The 14,182-nt window shown below is 64.9% G+C and carries 13 protein-coding genes and 1 other RNA gene; 8 read left to right on the forward strand and 6 right to left on the reverse strand.

Features of this window, described 5'->3' with window-relative positions:
- Positions 1 to 33 precede the first annotated feature (33 nt).
- From GV035_RS17980 to ffs, 6 genes are all read right to left on the reverse strand, one after another.
- On the reverse strand, positions 34 to 1,239 hold the full coding sequence (locus GV035_RS17980) for a CaiB/BaiF CoA transferase family protein (RefSeq protein WP_159836357.1): 1,206 nt from the start codon (positions 1,237 to 1,239) through the stop codon (positions 34 to 36).
- 100 nt (positions 1,240 to 1,339) lie between these two features.
- A complete protein-coding gene (locus GV035_RS17985) occupies positions 1,340 to 1,552 on the reverse strand; it encodes a DUF1653 domain-containing protein (RefSeq protein ID WP_159836358.1) in 213 nt (70 codons plus the stop codon).
- 10 nt (positions 1,553 to 1,562) lie between these two features.
- The gene (recR, locus tag GV035_RS17990) at positions 1,563 to 2,159 is read right to left on the reverse strand and encodes a recombination mediator RecR (protein ID WP_159836359.1); all 597 of its coding nucleotides are present in this window, start codon (positions 2,157 to 2,159) and stop codon (positions 1,563 to 1,565) included.
- Between the two features lie 50 nt (positions 2,160 to 2,209).
- A complete protein-coding gene (locus GV035_RS17995; protein ID WP_159836360.1) occupies positions 2,210 to 2,536 on the reverse strand; it encodes a YbaB/EbfC family nucleoid-associated protein in 327 nt (108 codons plus the stop codon).
- 139 nt (positions 2,537 to 2,675) lie between these two features.
- Positions 2,676 to 5,483 carry a DNA polymerase III subunit gamma/tau gene (gene dnaX / locus GV035_RS18000; protein WP_159836361.1) on the reverse strand — a complete coding sequence of 936 codons (2,808 nt, stop codon included), beginning with the start codon at positions 5,481 to 5,483 and terminating at the stop codon, positions 2,676 to 2,678.
- 142 nt (positions 5,484 to 5,625) lie between these two features.
- An RNA gene (gene ffs, locus GV035_RS18005) (signal recognition particle sRNA small type) lies at positions 5,626 to 5,724 on the reverse strand.
- Between the two features lie 338 nt (positions 5,725 to 6,062).
- Between ffs and trxA the strand changes: the two genes are divergently transcribed.
- The 8 genes from trxA (at position 6,063) to GV035_RS18045 (ending at position 14,157) form a co-directional block, all read left to right on the forward strand.
- Positions 6,063 to 6,389: a thioredoxin TrxA gene (gene trxA / locus GV035_RS18010; protein ID WP_008349330.1), complete on the forward strand. Its 327-nt coding sequence runs from the start codon at positions 6,063 to 6,065 to the stop codon at positions 6,387 to 6,389.
- Positions 6,390 to 6,640: 251 nt separating this feature from the next.
- Positions 6,641 to 7,906 carry a transcription termination factor Rho gene (rho, locus tag GV035_RS18015; RefSeq protein ID WP_159836362.1) on the forward strand — a complete coding sequence of 422 codons (1,266 nt, stop codon included), beginning with the start codon at positions 6,641 to 6,643 and terminating at the stop codon, positions 7,904 to 7,906.
- Positions 7,907 to 8,057: 151 nt separating this feature from the next.
- Positions 8,058 to 8,894: a zinc-dependent peptidase gene (locus tag GV035_RS18020; RefSeq protein WP_159836363.1), complete on the forward strand. Its 837-nt coding sequence runs from the start codon at positions 8,058 to 8,060 to the stop codon at positions 8,892 to 8,894.
- Between the two features lie 129 nt (positions 8,895 to 9,023).
- Complete coding sequence (locus GV035_RS18025; protein WP_159836364.1) at positions 9,024 to 9,278, forward strand: type B 50S ribosomal protein L31; 255 nt, start codon at positions 9,024 to 9,026, stop codon at positions 9,276 to 9,278.
- A gap of 245 nt (positions 9,279 to 9,523) precedes the next feature.
- The gene (locus GV035_RS18030; RefSeq protein WP_159836365.1) at positions 9,524 to 11,287 is read left to right on the forward strand and encodes an ArnT family glycosyltransferase; all 1,764 of its coding nucleotides are present in this window, start codon (positions 9,524 to 9,526) and stop codon (positions 11,285 to 11,287) included.
- A gap of 43 nt (positions 11,288 to 11,330) precedes the next feature.
- Positions 11,331 to 12,692, forward strand: coding sequence for an MATE family efflux transporter (locus GV035_RS18035; RefSeq protein ID WP_159838039.1), 1,362 nt, complete (start codon positions 11,331 to 11,333; stop codon positions 12,690 to 12,692).
- 384 nt (positions 12,693 to 13,076) lie between these two features.
- The gene (locus GV035_RS18040) at positions 13,077 to 13,658 is read left to right on the forward strand and encodes a ComEA family DNA-binding protein (protein ID WP_159836366.1); all 582 of its coding nucleotides are present in this window, start codon (positions 13,077 to 13,079) and stop codon (positions 13,656 to 13,658) included.
- Positions 13,659 to 13,689: 31 nt separating this feature from the next.
- Positions 13,690 to 14,157, forward strand: coding sequence for a YidB family protein (locus tag GV035_RS18045; RefSeq protein WP_159836367.1), 468 nt, complete (start codon positions 13,690 to 13,692; stop codon positions 14,155 to 14,157).
- The last annotated feature ends 25 nt before the right edge of the window (positions 14,158 to 14,182 follow it).

Here is a 14,182-nt window from a genome sequence, read left to right on the forward strand (position 1 = left end):
TTTCTGCGCTGTCGGCCGGATGAAGCTAGTCGCTCAGATCACCTTGGCCGATCGCAGTCGCGCGATATCGTCGGGATGATACCCGAGCGTCTTAAGGACTTCATCGGTGTGTTCACCGAGTTGCGGCCCGAGCCAGCGCGTCTCGCCCGGCGTCTCGGAGAGTTTCGGCGTGACGTTCGGCAGCGTAATCTCGCGGCCGTCCTGCCACGGAAAGCGTTGCAGCATTTGCCGCGCGAGGTATTGCGGGTCCGTGAACATGTCCGCGACGCTGTAGATGCGCCCCGCCGGGACGTCGGCGGCGTTGAGCACGGCGAGCGCCTCGTCGATGCTGCGCGTCGAGAGCCACGCGGCAATCGCGTCGTCGATTTCCTGCGTGCGCGGCACGCGGCCGTCGTTCGGGGCGAGCGCAGGATCGTTCGCGAGATCGGCGCGGTCGATGGCGGTCATCAGCCGCTTGAAGATGGGATCGCTATTGCCGCCGATCACGATGCTCCCGTCGCGGCACGGATACGTATTCGACGGCACGATGCCCGGCAGCGACGCGCCCGTGCGCTCGCGCACGAGGCCATAGACGCCGTATTCGGGCACGACGCTCTCCATCATGTTGAAGACGGCTTCGTAGAGCGCGACATCGACCACCTGCCCTCTGCCGCCGTTCACTTGCCGATGATGCAGCGCCATCAGCGCGCCGATCACGCCGTGCAGCGCGGCAATCGAATCGCCGATGGAAATGCCGATGCGCGGCGGCGGCAAGTCCGGATAGCCGGTGATGTGCCGCAGGCCGCCCATCGATTCGGCAATCGCGCCGAAGCCCGGTCGATCGCGATACGGCCCGCTTTGCCCGTAGCCGGACAGCCGCACCATCACGAGGCCGGGGTTGTCGGCGGACAAGTTTTCGTAACCGAGACCGAGCTTTTCCAGGAGACCGGGCCGGAAGTTCTCGACGACGATATCCGCTTCCTTCGCGAGCCGCCGGACGATCTCCTTGCCTTCTTCCGCCTTCAGATTGACGGTCACGGACTTCTTGTTGCGCGCCTGCACCGCCCACCACAGCGACGTGCCGCCGACCTCCGGATACAGCTTGCGCCATTTGCGCAGCGGATCGCCGCCGTTCGGGTCTTCGATCTTGATGACGTCCGCGCCGAACTCGCCCATGAAGCGCGCGGCGAACGGCCCCGCGATGAGCGTGCCCAGTTCCAGCACCTTGACGCCGGCGAGCGGCCCGGTCGTTGCGGTCATTTTCGTCTCCTTGTCTCGGCTCGGGCGCTCGGGATCGGCTCGGCCGAAGCGCCGTTCCATTCGTTTTATGTTCGGGTCGCGCGGACGACCTCGCGGGACTTCAGAGCGGCTTGAAGCGCGGGGTGCCGTCCTCGAGCGTCTCGTCGAACATTGCGGTCGGCCGCACCCACAGGCCGCGCTCGTGCGGCCAGAGATGTTCATAGACCGTCATCGCTTCCTCGGTTTCCGAGTGCCGCGCCACGCCGATCACGCGATACAGGCCGCCCTTGTAATGACGATGCGTGGCGAGCGCGAGTGCTTCGGTTTCTGTCATGGAATCTTCCCTAAACGGAGCGGCGATCGAGCATCGCGCGCGCGATGGTGCCGGCATCGACATATTCGAGCTCGCCGCCCACCGGCACGCCGCGCGCGAGCCGCGTCACCTTCAGCCCTTTGGCTTTCAGCGTCTGGGCGAGGTAATGCGCGGTGGCTTCGCCTTCGTTGGTGAAGTTGGTCGCGAGCACGATCTCTTGCACGACGCCATCCAGCGCCCGGTTGATGAGCCGCTCGAAGTGGATTTCCTTCGGACCGATGCCGTCGAGCGGACTGAGCCTGCCCATCAGCACGAAATAAAGCCCGCGATACGTGAGCGTCTGCTCGAGCATGATCTGGTCGGCGGGCGTCTCGACGACGCACAGCAACGACGGGTCGCGCTCTTCGTCGAGGCAGACTTCGCAGATGGCCGCTTCGGTGAAGGTGTTGCACTTCTCGCAGTGACGCAGATGCTCGGTCGCGAACAGCAGCGAACTCCCGAGCTTTTCGGCGCCCGCGCGGTCATGCTGCATCAGGTGATACGCCATGCGCTGCGCCGATTTCGGGCCGACGCCGGGCAGCGCACGCAGCGCCTCGACGAGCGCCGACAGGGCGGAAGGTTGTTTCATGTGTCCTTCATTGACATCGAAACGCGCCGAATTCACTTCGGCGCGCGCGATCAGAACGGCAGCTTGAAGCCGGGCGGCATCGGCATGCCGGCGGTCATGCCGCTCATCTTCTCTTGCGTGGTGGCTTCGGCCTTGCGCACGGCGTCGTTGAACGCGGCGGCGACCAGGTCTTCGAGCATGTCCTTGTCGTCCGCGAGCAGGCTCGGGTCGATCTGCACGCGCTTCACGTCGTTCTTGCAGGTCATCGTCACCTTCACGAGGCCGGCGCCCGACTGGCCCTCGACCTCGATCAGCGCGAGCTGATCCTGCATTTTCTTCATGTTTTCCTGCATCTGCTGAGCTTGCTTCATCAGCCCGGCGAGTTGGTTCTTCATCATGGTGCGGCTCCTTCCTGAAAAGCGGATATGCGGATGGCGGCAAGCGCACCGCGACGTGCGGCGGTGCGCTCTGAATAACGAGGCCGCGGGTGCGGAGTGCCTCGCGGCGTGTCTTGCTGTGCTTACTGTACCGTGCCGGTCACGCGGACGCGCCCGGCGGATTTCCGCCCGATGCGGCAAGCGGCTTGATCGAGCCCTGCACGATGCTCGCGCCGAAATCGCGGATGAGCGACTGCACGAACGGATCGCGCTGGATCTCCTGCTCGGCTTCCTGCTGCTTTTTCGCGCGCTCGGCTGCGTCGAGCGCGGCGGCCGTGCGGCGCGCGGGACCGACACTGACATTGACTTCGACGGCGCGGCCGAGCTTGTCGGCGAGCGCGCCCTTGAGCTTCGCGACGTGGGCAACGTCCGTGTACATCGGCACGGCGACGGTAAGCGTGACCGAACTGGCGTCGCAGGCGGTCAGTTCGCTGTTGAACGCGAGCTGATACGCAACGCCCTTCAACGGCAGATCGACGGCGAGCGCCGGCCATTCGACCGCGACGCCGAGCGCATCGAGCGGGACGGCGGGCGGCAGCGGCGCGCTGTCGATCTTCGGCGCGGGGCTCGACGCGTGTTCGCTGCCGAAGCGCATGTCGTCGGGGCCGCTGTCGAACGCGGGAATATAACCGTCGTCGGGCGGCATGAAGTACGCATCTTCTGGCGATGCCGGCGCGTAGTCGTCCGGCGGCATGTCTTCCCACGGCGGGATGACTTTCGCGGCGGGTTTCGTCTGCGGCTCGGGTGCGGCTGCGGATGCCGTTGCGGGCGGCGCGCGGCGCGGCTCCGGTGCCTGGACCTTCACGGCGGGCTTCGGCGGGACGGGCTTCGCTGCAGGCGCGTTGGTCTGCCCTGCCGCCGATGCACCGCGCCCCGCACGATCCGACGACAGCCGCAAACCCGCGCTGCGCAGCACTTCGAGCGCGGCGCTCGCACCACTTCCGGCGCGCATCGGCGCGGGCGTATCAGCGGGAGCAGCGGCGTCCACCGTTTGCCGTGCGGCGGCGAAAAGCGGCGCTGGGGCGGTCGGCAGTGCGTTGTCTACAACGGCGGTTTCGGCGGCTGGCCGCGTCGCCGACACGAGCGGCGCGGCTGGCGGTTCGTTGGCCGCCTCGGCGGCTTTGTCTTCTATCCGCGTTGCCGACACGACCCGCGCGGTTGGCGGTTCGTTGCGCGCCACGGCGGCATTGTCATCTGGCCCGCTCGCGGAGACGAGCGACGCGGCTGGCGGTGCGCTGCTTACGTCGGCGGCTTTGTCATCTGGCCGGTTTGCGGAAAGCGGCGCGGGCGTGGCTGGCGGTGCGTTGCCCACATTGGCGGCTTCGGCTGCTGGCCGAGTCGCCTGCACGAGCGGCGCATTGTCCGCGTCGGCGGCTTCGGCGGCTGGCCGAGTCGCCGACACGAGCCGCGCGGCTGGCGGTGCGGTGCTTAGGTCGGCCGCGTTGTCGTCTGGCCGATTTTCGGAGACGAGCGGCGCGGCTGGCGGTGCGGTGCGCGCTTCAGCAGCATTTTCCCTTGCCGGAGTCGCCGACACGATCTGCGCGTCCGTGCGTTCGAGCTTCGTCGCGGAGACTTCATCGCCAGCAGTCGATGCTTTCGACGGCGATCCGCTCGCAAGCGATACCCCGCCCCGATCGCGGCCCTGCGCCTCGGGGCCACCCGCATTCGCTGACGCGCCGGCCCGCACGCCGTCCGCCGCCTTCGCGACAACCGGCGCGGGCGATACCGCACGTCCGGCCATCGCGCCAGCGAGCGCCGCGCTGCGCTGCGGCCTGCTCGCCTGCGGCGCATTCACCGCGAGGCCGCCGCCACCGCCCGGCCCGCCTGCGGGCTCGAAAGCCAGCATGCGCAGGAGGGTCATGGTGAAGCCGGCGTATTCGTCCGGCGCGAGCCCGAGCTCGCCGCGGCCCACGGTGGCGATCTGATAGAACAGTTGCACCTGCTCAGCCGAAAGCGCGTCAGCGAAGCGGCGAATATCGTCGGCTTCCGGCCACTCGTCGAGCACCGACGACGGCGCGAATTGCGCCCACGCGATCCGGTGCAGCAGGCTCGCCAGATCCTGCAGCGCGGTCGAGAACGACAGGCTGCGCAGCGCCATTTCGTCGGCGATGGCCAGGACGCCCGCGCCGTCGCTGGCGGCGAGCGCGTCGATCAGACGGATCAGATAGCTTTGATCGAGCGCGCCGAGCATGCTGCGCACGGCTTCCTCGGTCACCTGATTGGCCGAATAGGCGATAGCCTGATCGGTGAGCGAAAGCGCGTCGCGCATGCTGCCGTCCGCCGCCCGCGACAGAAGCCGCAGCGCCTGCGGCTCGAACGCGATCTGCTCTTCGCGAAGAATGTGCTCCAGATGCGACACGATATGCCCCGCCGGCATCTGCTTCAGATTGAACTGCAGGCAGCGCGAGAGCACCGTGACCGGAATCTTCTGCGGATCGGTCGTGGCGAGGATGAACTTCACATGCGGCGGCGGTTCTTCCAGCGTCTTCAGCATTGCGTTGAAGGCGTGGTTCGTGAGCATGTGCACTTCGTCGATCATATAGACCTTGAAGCGCGCATCGACGGGCGCATACACCGCGCGCTCCAGGAGCGCCGCCATTTCATCGACACCGCGATTGCTCGCCGCGTCCATTTCCACGTAATCGACAAAGCGGCCTTCGTCGATTTCCCGGCACGCACGGCACACGCCGCACGGCTTCGATGTCACGCCGGTTTCGCAGTTGAGCGCCTTCGCGAAGATGCGCGAGAGCGTCGTCTTGCCGACGCCGCGCGTGCCCGTGAACAGATAGGCGTGATGCAGCCGGCCACCGTCGAGCGCGTGCGTGAGCGCACGAACGACATGCTCCTGGCCGACGAGCGACTCGAACGATTTCGGCCGCCATTTGCGTGCGAGAACTTGATAGGTCATGCGCGAAATTGTATCAGCAACGACTTGTGGCACACGCGCGAGAGCGGCACGCGGCAAGCGTTCAGAGAGGCTGTCGCAGCACTGGAAAAACTGGGGAAATGCTGAAGGAAGAAGACAGACAGAGACAAACAGAAAAGCGGAAGGTGACGAGCCCGACCCTCGGCACTGGTGGAAAGCGGCTGTGGCTGCTTCGTTCCCGACCTGACCAGGTTGACCGCGCCACCATGCGAGGAGGCCCGTCACGACGAATTGTATCACGCGGGGCGCGCGGCCCGGAAGGCTTGCAACGAAGCATCGCGCGAGGCGGGAAGGACGGCGCTCTTGCGCTTCGTGCTTTCACCCTCAGACCATCGCTATCGGGCACCGGCAACGGATAGCAAAGTAGGCTAAGATGACATGTGACTCACCCGTGACCGTGCGTGCCATAAGCCTTACCCGGTGCGCGCGGAAGGCGGGACATTCGTTCACTCATTGAGCAGCAAATGAGCAGCGCAATGAGCGGCGAAATCCTTTTCCAGTTTTGGTGTATCGTGGCGAGCATTCAAACGCGGGCCTCGAATCAATAGAGGTAATCAGACAATGAGCGAATCAATCAAGCACATCAGCGACGCTTCTTTTGAACAGGACGTCGTCAAGTCGGATAAACCTGTCCTGCTCGATTTCTGGGCCGAATGGTGTGGTCCCTGCAAGATGATTGCCCCGATCCTCGACGAAGTCGCGAAGGATTACGGCGATCGCTTGCAGATCGCGAAGATCAATGTGGACGAGCACCAGTCGACGCCGGTGAAGTTCGGCGTGCGCGGCATTCCCACGCTGATTCTGTTCAAGAACGGCGCGGTCGCCGCGCAAAAGGTCGGCGCCTTGTCGAAGTCGCAGCTGACCGCGTTCCTCGACAGCAACCTGTAACTGCACCAAGGGCGGGCGCCCGGCTTCATTCGGCGCCCGCTTCGCGCGATTCACATGAAAAGCGCGAGAACCGATGTTGTCGCACGACAACATCGGCCGAAAAGCCCCGCCCCCGGCCTATCCGAGGCCCGCGCGGCGTGTGCTATGCTAGAATCACAAGACTTCAAGAAGTATTAAGTCCTAGAGCGGTTCCGCTCACCTCTTCTCCCAAATCTTTCTGTCGTACCTCTTCTCCCCGGCGGGAAATCCGTATGCATTTATCCGAGCTCAAGTCTCAGCACGTGTCTGCACTGATCGAGATGGCCAATGGCCTGGAGATCGAAAACGCGAACCGCCTGCGCAAGCAGGAATTGATGTTCGCGATTCTTAAAAAGCGCGCCAAGGCAGGCGACACGATTTTCGGCGACGGCACGCTCGAAGTGCTGCCTGACGGCTTCGGCTTTCTGCGCTCGCCCGAGACTTCGTATCTCGCGAGCACGGACGATATTTATATCAGCCCGTCGCAGATTCGCCGTTTCAACCTGCATACCGGCGATACGATCGAAGGCGAAGTCCGCACGCCGAAAGACGGCGAGCGCTACTTCGCGCTGGTGAAGGTCGACAAAGTCAACGGGCAGCCGCCCGAGGCCTCGAAACACAAGATCATGTTCGAGAACCTCACGCCGCTGCATCCGAATAAGCCTTTGCCGCTCGAACGCGAAATGCGCGGCGAGGAAAACGTGACGGGCCGCATCATCGACATGATCGCGCCGATCGGCAAAGGCCAGCGCGGTCTGCTCGTCGCATCGCCAAAGTCGGGCAAGACCGTGATGCTTCAGCACATCGCGCATGCAGTGAAGGCCAATCATCCGGATGTCGTGCTCTTCGTGCTCCTGATCGACGAGCGTCCGGAAGAAGTCACGGAAATGCAACGCTCGGTGGCGGGCGAAGTGATCGCCTCGACCTTCGACGAACCCGCCGCGCGTCACGTGCAAGTGGCCGAAATGGTCATCGAAAAGGCGAAGCGCCTTGTCGAAATGAAGCATGACGTCGTGATTCTGCTCGACTCCATCACGCGTCTCGCGCGCGCCTACAACACGGTCGTGCCGGCATCGGGCAAGGTGCTGACGGGCGGTGTCGATGCCAACGCGCTCCAGCGTCCGAAGCGTTTCTTCGGCGCGGCGCGCAATATCGAGGAAGGCGGGTCGCTCACGATCATTGGCACGGCGCTGATTGAAACCGGCAGCCGCATGGACGACGTGATCTACGAAGAGTTCAAGGGCACCGGCAACATGGAAGTGCACCTCGAACGCCGTCTCGCGGAAAAGCGCGTGTATCCGTCGATCAACCTGAACAAGTCGGGCACGCGCCGCGAAGAGCTGCTCATCAAGCCGGACCTGCTGCAAAAGGTCTGGGTGCTGCGCAAGTTCATTCACGACATGGACGAAGTCGAAGCAATGGAATTCCTGCTCGACAAGATCCGTCAGACGAAGAGCAACTCCGAGTTCTTCGACTTGATGCGTCGCGGCGGAGGCTGATTCTCCGTCTTGCTTCGCGCTTCGAGAAACCGCCTGCATCGTCAGGCGGTTTTTTTATCGGCGCGTGGGCGCGCGGTCACGATGCCGCCCGCGCGCATCCGTACAATCCGGTCTGTTCCTGCGCCATCCCGCGCGACCACCCGACCGACCGATGCCCAACCTCTTCACCCGCTGGTTCGGCGCGCAACGCCGCGAACGCGCGCTGCGCAAATACGCCATCGACGACACGCTCTGGCAGCGCACGCTCGACGCCTTCCCGTTCTTCGGCCACCTGAGCACGCCTGACCGCGAACGGCTGCGCGAGTCGACGAGCCTTTTTATCGCGCAGAAGGCGTTCTCCACCGCGCACGAACTGCAACTGACCGACGAGATGATCGTCGCGATCGCCGCGCAAGCGTGCCTGCCGGTGCTCAATCTGAGCCTCGATCTGTATGACGGCTGGCTCGGCGTGATCGTCTATCCGGGCGAGTTCGTGATCAAGAAGACCGTGGAGGACGAAGCCGGCGTGGTGCACGAAATCGAGCACGACGCGAGCGGCGAAGCGTGGGAAGGCGGCCCGGTCGTGCTGTCGTGGGAGGACGCGCAAATGGCGGACGGCTCGGACGCGTACAACGTCGTGATTCATGAGTTCGCGCACAAGATCGACATGGTGAACGGCGAGGCGGACGGGCATCCACCGCTCTTTCGACGCTGGCACGCGCCGCTCGACAACGCCGCCTGGTCCGACGTGTTCGACAACGCGTACGATCAGTTCTGCGCGCGCGTCGACGCCGTGCCCAAGCGCCGCTGGAGCCGCTTCGAGCGCGAATCGCTGATCGACCCGTATGCAGCCGATCACCCGTCCGAATTCTTCGCGGTGTGCAGCGAGGCGCTCTTTGTCACGCCGCAGGCGTTCGAGGCCGAGTACCCCGAGTTGTACCGGCTGCTCGCGCGTTATTACCGGCAAGATCCGGCGAATGTCGGCGCGCTGGCAACCGTGGCGCCGTGAGCGTCGAAAAAGTATCAACCGACTGATTTTCTGGCATAATCTTTGTTTTTCGACCCTAGGCAAGTGACTCGCGAAAGCCGCCGTGAAGCGGTGCAGCGGGTTGGCTACCGCCAGATACCAGGAAAGACCATGAAAGAAGGCATTCACCCGAATTACCGCGAAGTCCTGTTCGTCGATATGTCGAACGACTTCAAGTTCGTGACCCGCTCGACCATCCAGACGCGCGAAACCGCCGATTTCAACGGCAAGACGTACCCGCTCGCGAAGATCGAAGTGTCGTCGGAATCGCACCCGTTCTACACCGGCCAGCAAAAGATCATGGACACGGCCGGCCGCGTCGAGAAGTTCAACAACAAGTTCGCGCGCTTCTCCACCAAGAAGTAAGTCGGGCTTCAGGGTTCAGCAAAAAGGGCAGCTTTGGCTGCCCTTTTTTGTCACTGCATTCTTTTGCTACGGCCCGCGCTCCCCTTGTCGGCTGCAATCGGCAAGCGTTGTTGCGCGACGTTACCTGCGCAGGCGGGAAGAGACGCTACGCGCGCCGCCGCCCGACTACAATGCCGGATGCTCCGGCCCCGCCGCGCTTTCCGGCGCACGTCCTGGCGGCCTGTCTCTCCCTCAAGCCTTCTCGCATGCGATCTGTCGTTCGTCTGACCGCCTCCGCCACCAGCGCCCTGCCGCGCTGGCTGCTGCTCGCCATCTGTATCACGTATGCGTCGTTCGGCCTCTTTGGCCGCGATCCCTGGAAGAACGAAGACGCAGCGGGCTTCGGCGTGATGTGGACGATGGCCAACGGCGACGCCCGCGACTGGTTCCTGCCGAACCTGCTCGGCAAGGCGCCGACCGCCGACGGCCCGCTGATGTACTGGCTCGGCGCGACCTCGATTCGCCTTCTGAGCCCGTGGGTCGATGCGAGCAACGCGTCGCGCGTCGTGACGGGCCTGCTCTTTTGTATCGCGTGCGCGTTCGTCTGGTACTCGGCGTATCTGCTGGGCCGCCGCGACGAAGCACAGCCTTTCAAATATGCATTCGGCGGCGAGCCGGAACCGCGCGATTACGGCCGCACGCTCGCCGATGGCGCGCTCCTGATCCTGCTCGCGTGCTTCGGCCTGGCCGAGCGCGGCCACGAAACCACGCCGCAGATCGCGCAATTCGCCGGCACCGCCATGCTCATCTACGGCCTCGTGCGCTCCCTCGACAAGCCGGTGCACGGCGCGCTCGTCTGGGGCGCGGCGATCGGCGTCGTCGGGCTGTCGAGTTCGCCGGTGCTCGTCTTCGCGCTGTTGCTCTGCACGCTCGCGATGACGATCATCGTGCGCCAGGTGCGCGCCGCCCCGCTCCTGATCTACGGGCTGCCGGTCGCGGTCCTGCTGATCGCCGCATGGGTATTGCCGGCGCTGCACTTCTTCCCCGACGACGGCGAGTGGTGGCTGCGCCAGTGGTGGCGCACGAGTTTCTATACGTTCTCGGGGCCGCCCGCGGTCGTGTTCGGCTACGCGATGAAAAACCTGCCGCTCTTCGCATGGCCTGCATGGCCGCTCGCGATCTGGGCGTTCGTGAGTTGGGGCGGCATGCGCCGCTCGCCGCACGTCGCAGTGCCCTTGTCGATCATCGGGCCGCTGCTGGTGCTCGTCGTCCTTCAGGCGCACGAGACCAACCGCCTCTTTCTGCTGCTCTTGCCGCCGCTCTCCGTGCTCGCGACGTTCGCGCTGCCGACGCTCAAGCGCGGCGCCATCAACGCGATCGACTGGTTCGCGATGCTGAGCTTCACGATCATCGGCTCGCTGGTGTGGCTCGTCTGGACGGCGGGCATCATCGGCTTTCCGGCGCCGATGGCGCGCAATCTCGCGCGTCTCGTGCCGGGGTTTCATCCCGAATTCAAGATCATCTCGTTCGTCTGCGCGGTGGCGGTCACCGTGTGCTGGTTCCTGCTTGCGCGCTGGCGGCTCGCGCGGCATCCGAAGGTCCTGTGGCGCAGCGTCGTGTTGTCGAGCGCCGGCACCACGCTCATGTGGGTGCTGCTGATGACGTTGTGGCTGCCTGTGGTCAACTACAGCCGCACGTATCGCGACGTCGCGGAGCAGATCGCCGATCACCTCCCGCCGGACTACACGTGCATTTCGCCGGTGCGTCTCGGCGATGCGCAGATCGCGACCTTCGCGTACTTCGGCGGCATGCACTTCGCGTTCGATGAGGATTGCGACGTGATCCTGCGTCAGGATCGCGCCGATTACGGCGATCCGCCGTCCATCTCCACGTTCCAGTGGAAGCTCGTGTGGGAAGGCCGCCGCGCCGCCGACCGCGACGAACGCTTCCGCCTCTACGTGCGCATCCAGCGCCCTGCGCCGCCGGCGAAGAAGCCGTTGCGTCCGCGAACCCTGCGCCGGACGCAGTAAGTTGATGCTCCCCAAGCTATCCATCCCGAGCGGCAAGACCGGCATGTGGCGCGACATCCGCACCATCGCGGCGCTTGCGTGGCCCGTGCTGATCGGCCAACTGGCGGTGATCGCGTTCGGCGTGATCGATACCGCGATGGTCGGCCGCTTTTCCGCCACGGACCTCGCCGCGCTCGGCCTCGGTTCGTCCGTCTATATCTCCATCTATATCGGCCTGACGGGGATTCTGGTGGCGCTTCAGCCGATTGCCGGCCAGCTTTTCGGCGCGGGGCGCGAAAGCGAGATCGGCGAGGAGACGCGTCAGGCGCTGTGGCTGGCCGTCGCGTTGACGGTGATCGGCTTCGTGCTGCTCTTCTTTCCCGAGCCGCTCCTGAGTCTCGCGAAGGCGCCGCCCGCGCTGCACGAACGCACCGTGCAGTATCTGCGGATTCTGTCGTTCGGTTTGCCCGCGAGCCTCGCGTTTCGCGTCTACAGTTCGCTGACCAACGCGGTCGGCAAGCCGCGGCTCGTGATGTTTCTGCAAGTCGGCGGCCTGATTCTCAAGTTTCCACTCAACACCTGGTTCATCTTCGGCGGCGCGGGTGTGCCGGCGCTCGGCGGCCCCGGTTGCGCGCTCGCGAGCACGCTGATCAACTGGGTGTCGGCGGCGGTCGGCATGACCGTGCTCGTGAAGTTCGAGTTCTTCCGCCCGTTCGGCATCTTCTCGCGCTTTTCGTGGCCGGTGTTCAGGCGGCAAGTCGGTCTGCTGCGGCTCGGCATCCCGATGGGGCTGTCCTATCTGATCGAAGTGACGTCGTACACGTTCATGGCGCTTTTCATCTCGCGTTTCGGCACGACAACGCTCGCGGGTCATCAGATCGCGGGCAATCTCGGCGCGGTGCTGTACATGACGCCGCTTGCCATCGGCATCGCGTCGTCGACACTCGTCTCGCAGGCGCTCGGCGCGCGGCGCTTCGACGAGGCCGCGTCGATCTCGCGGCACGGCATCGGCATGGCGTGCGTGCTGGCCGTCGTGTACGGCGTGATCCTGCTCGCCGCGCGGCCGCACATCATCGCGGCGTATACGCCCGATGCGAACGTGATCGCGGCAGCGATGCCGCTCGTGCTCATCATCGTCTTCTATCACCTCTGCGACGCGCTGCAGATCACGACCGCGTTCATCCTGCGCGCGTACAAGGTGACGCTCGTGCCCACCGTGATCTATGCGATCGCGCTATGGGGCATCGGGCTTGGCGGCGGTTATCTGCTCGGCTTCGACGTGGGCGGCGCGGTGCCCGCGTGGCTGCAAGGCGCGCGCGGGTTCTGGATCGCCAATTCGTTGAGCCTCGGCGTCGCGGGCGTCGGGCTCTTTGTGTATTGGCGGCGGGTGAGCATCCGGCATCTCCGTACGGTGGACGCGGATTGAACGGATGCGTGGCGCGTCCACCATGACGAACGGCGATGACGGCCCGACGCTCGCCGCATGTCGCAGCATCGGCAAATGGCGCCCGCCTGCGGCGAAATAACCTGCCCCCGCCCCCCTACCGTTGGCACCACGAAGCGTTCCAAAGACTCGCCTGCTCCCCGGCACCATCCCGCCGCGCATCCCGCCGCGCATCGCGCCGCGCATCGCGCCGCGAGCAAGGTTAAAGATTGTGCGCGAACGCAGCGCATCTGACGGCGTCATGCACAATGCGCCACGGCCCCGTTCGAAACACGGATTTGTCCTATGCTTAACGGCATCGTCCGTTTGCCGAATCGTGCGGCCTGCGCTACCTTCGTTTCCTTCCTCTCTGCCTGGAGTGTCGTCATGCTGAAAAAGCTGTTGATGCTGTGCCTCGCGTTCATGCTGTCCGTCGGCGCGGCGTTTGCCGCCGTCGATGTCAATACCGCCGACCAAGCCGCGCTCGATTCGGTGAAAGGCTTAGGACCGGTAAAATCGAAGGCGATCGTCGATGAACGCACCAAAAACGGCCCGTTTAAAGACGCCGACGATCTCGCCAATCGCGTGAAAGGCCTCGGCGCGAAGTCGGTGGCCAAACTGGAAGAAAACGGTCTGACCATCGGCGGCTCGTCGCTGCCGCCGACCGGCAAGTCTTCGAAGCCCGCCACGACGACTTCTCACGGCGCGGCCCCGCCGAATTCCACCATCAAGTCATCGACGGCGGCGACCGCTGCGACATCGCCCGCAGCCACGACCGCGCAAACGCCTGCCGTCACGCCGGCGTCGGGCGCGGCGGCTGCTTCGGCGTCGTCCAGCGGATCGGCCAAGAAGAAGTCGGGCGCCACGGCCGCGTCAGCTTCGGCTGCGGCGGGCACGAGCGACGCGAAGCCCTCGAAATCCAAACGGAAAAAGGACAAGGCGGCGAGCGCCTCGGCCGCCAGCCTTTGATCAATCTGCAACTTTTAGTACTGAGACTGCCATGAGCCTACTCGATATCCTCGCCTCATCCCTCGGCAATTCGTCGCAACAAGGCGGCCAACCCGGCCAACCCGGCCAATCGGGCCAGGCCGCGCTGATCGCGGCGGCGCTCGAATTCGTCAACAGCCAGCCCGGCGGCATCATGGGGCTGATCCAGCGTTTCCATCAGAACGGCGCGGGCGATATCGTCTCGTCGTGGATCGGCAACGGCGAAAACAAGCCCATCAGCCCGGGGCTGCTCACCAATGTGCTCGGCGCGGACAACGTCGGCGCGCTCGCGCAGAAGGCGGGCGTGTCGGGCGACCAGCTCTCGGGCATGCTCGCGGCGGTGCTTCCGCATATCGTCGATCGCGCGACGCCGAACGGCGAAGTCCCGCCCGAAGGCAAGCTCGACCTGACCGGCGTGCTGGGCTCGCTCGGCGGTCTCGCCGGCCTGTTCGGCAAGAGCGAAGAGCCGAAGCAAGGTTAAGCGCGCTTTTCCTGTCGTACAGTCG

The organism is Burkholderia sp. 8Y (assembly GCF_902506145.1).
Taxonomy (GTDB): Bacteria; Pseudomonadota; Gammaproteobacteria; order Burkholderiales; family Burkholderiaceae; genus Caballeronia.

Coding starts and splice junctions, on each gene's coding strand:
- GV035_RS17980 (WP_159836357.1), bottom strand. CDS start 1,239: ATGACCGCAACGACCGGGCCGCTCGCCGGCGTCAAGGTGCTGGAACTG.
- GV035_RS17985 (WP_159836358.1), bottom strand. CDS start 1,552: ATGACAGAAACCGAAGCACTCGCGCTCGCCACGCATCGTCATTACAAG.
- recR (WP_159836359.1), bottom strand. CDS start 2,159: ATGAAACAACCTTCCGCCCTGTCGGCGCTCGTCGAGGCGCTGCGTGCG.
- GV035_RS17995 (WP_159836360.1), bottom strand. CDS start 2,536: ATGATGAAGAACCAACTCGCCGGGCTGATGAAGCAAGCTCAGCAGATG.
- dnaX (WP_159836361.1), bottom strand. CDS start 5,483: ATGACCTATCAAGTTCTCGCACGCAAATGGCGGCCGAAATCGTTCGAG.
- trxA (WP_008349330.1), top strand. CDS start 6,063: ATGAGCGAATCAATCAAGCACATCAGCGACGCTTCTTTTGAACAGGAC.
- rho (WP_159836362.1), top strand. CDS start 6,641: ATGCATTTATCCGAGCTCAAGTCTCAGCACGTGTCTGCACTGATCGAG.
- GV035_RS18020 (WP_159836363.1), top strand. CDS start 8,058: ATGCCCAACCTCTTCACCCGCTGGTTCGGCGCGCAACGCCGCGAACGC.
- GV035_RS18025 (WP_159836364.1), top strand. CDS start 9,024: ATGAAAGAAGGCATTCACCCGAATTACCGCGAAGTCCTGTTCGTCGAT.
- GV035_RS18030 (WP_159836365.1), top strand. CDS start 9,524: ATGCGATCTGTCGTTCGTCTGACCGCCTCCGCCACCAGCGCCCTGCCG.
- GV035_RS18035 (WP_159838039.1), top strand. CDS start 11,331: ATGTGGCGCGACATCCGCACCATCGCGGCGCTTGCGTGGCCCGTGCTG.
- GV035_RS18040 (WP_159836366.1), top strand. CDS start 13,077: ATGCTGAAAAAGCTGTTGATGCTGTGCCTCGCGTTCATGCTGTCCGTC.
- GV035_RS18045 (WP_159836367.1), top strand. CDS start 13,690: ATGAGCCTACTCGATATCCTCGCCTCATCCCTCGGCAATTCGTCGCAA.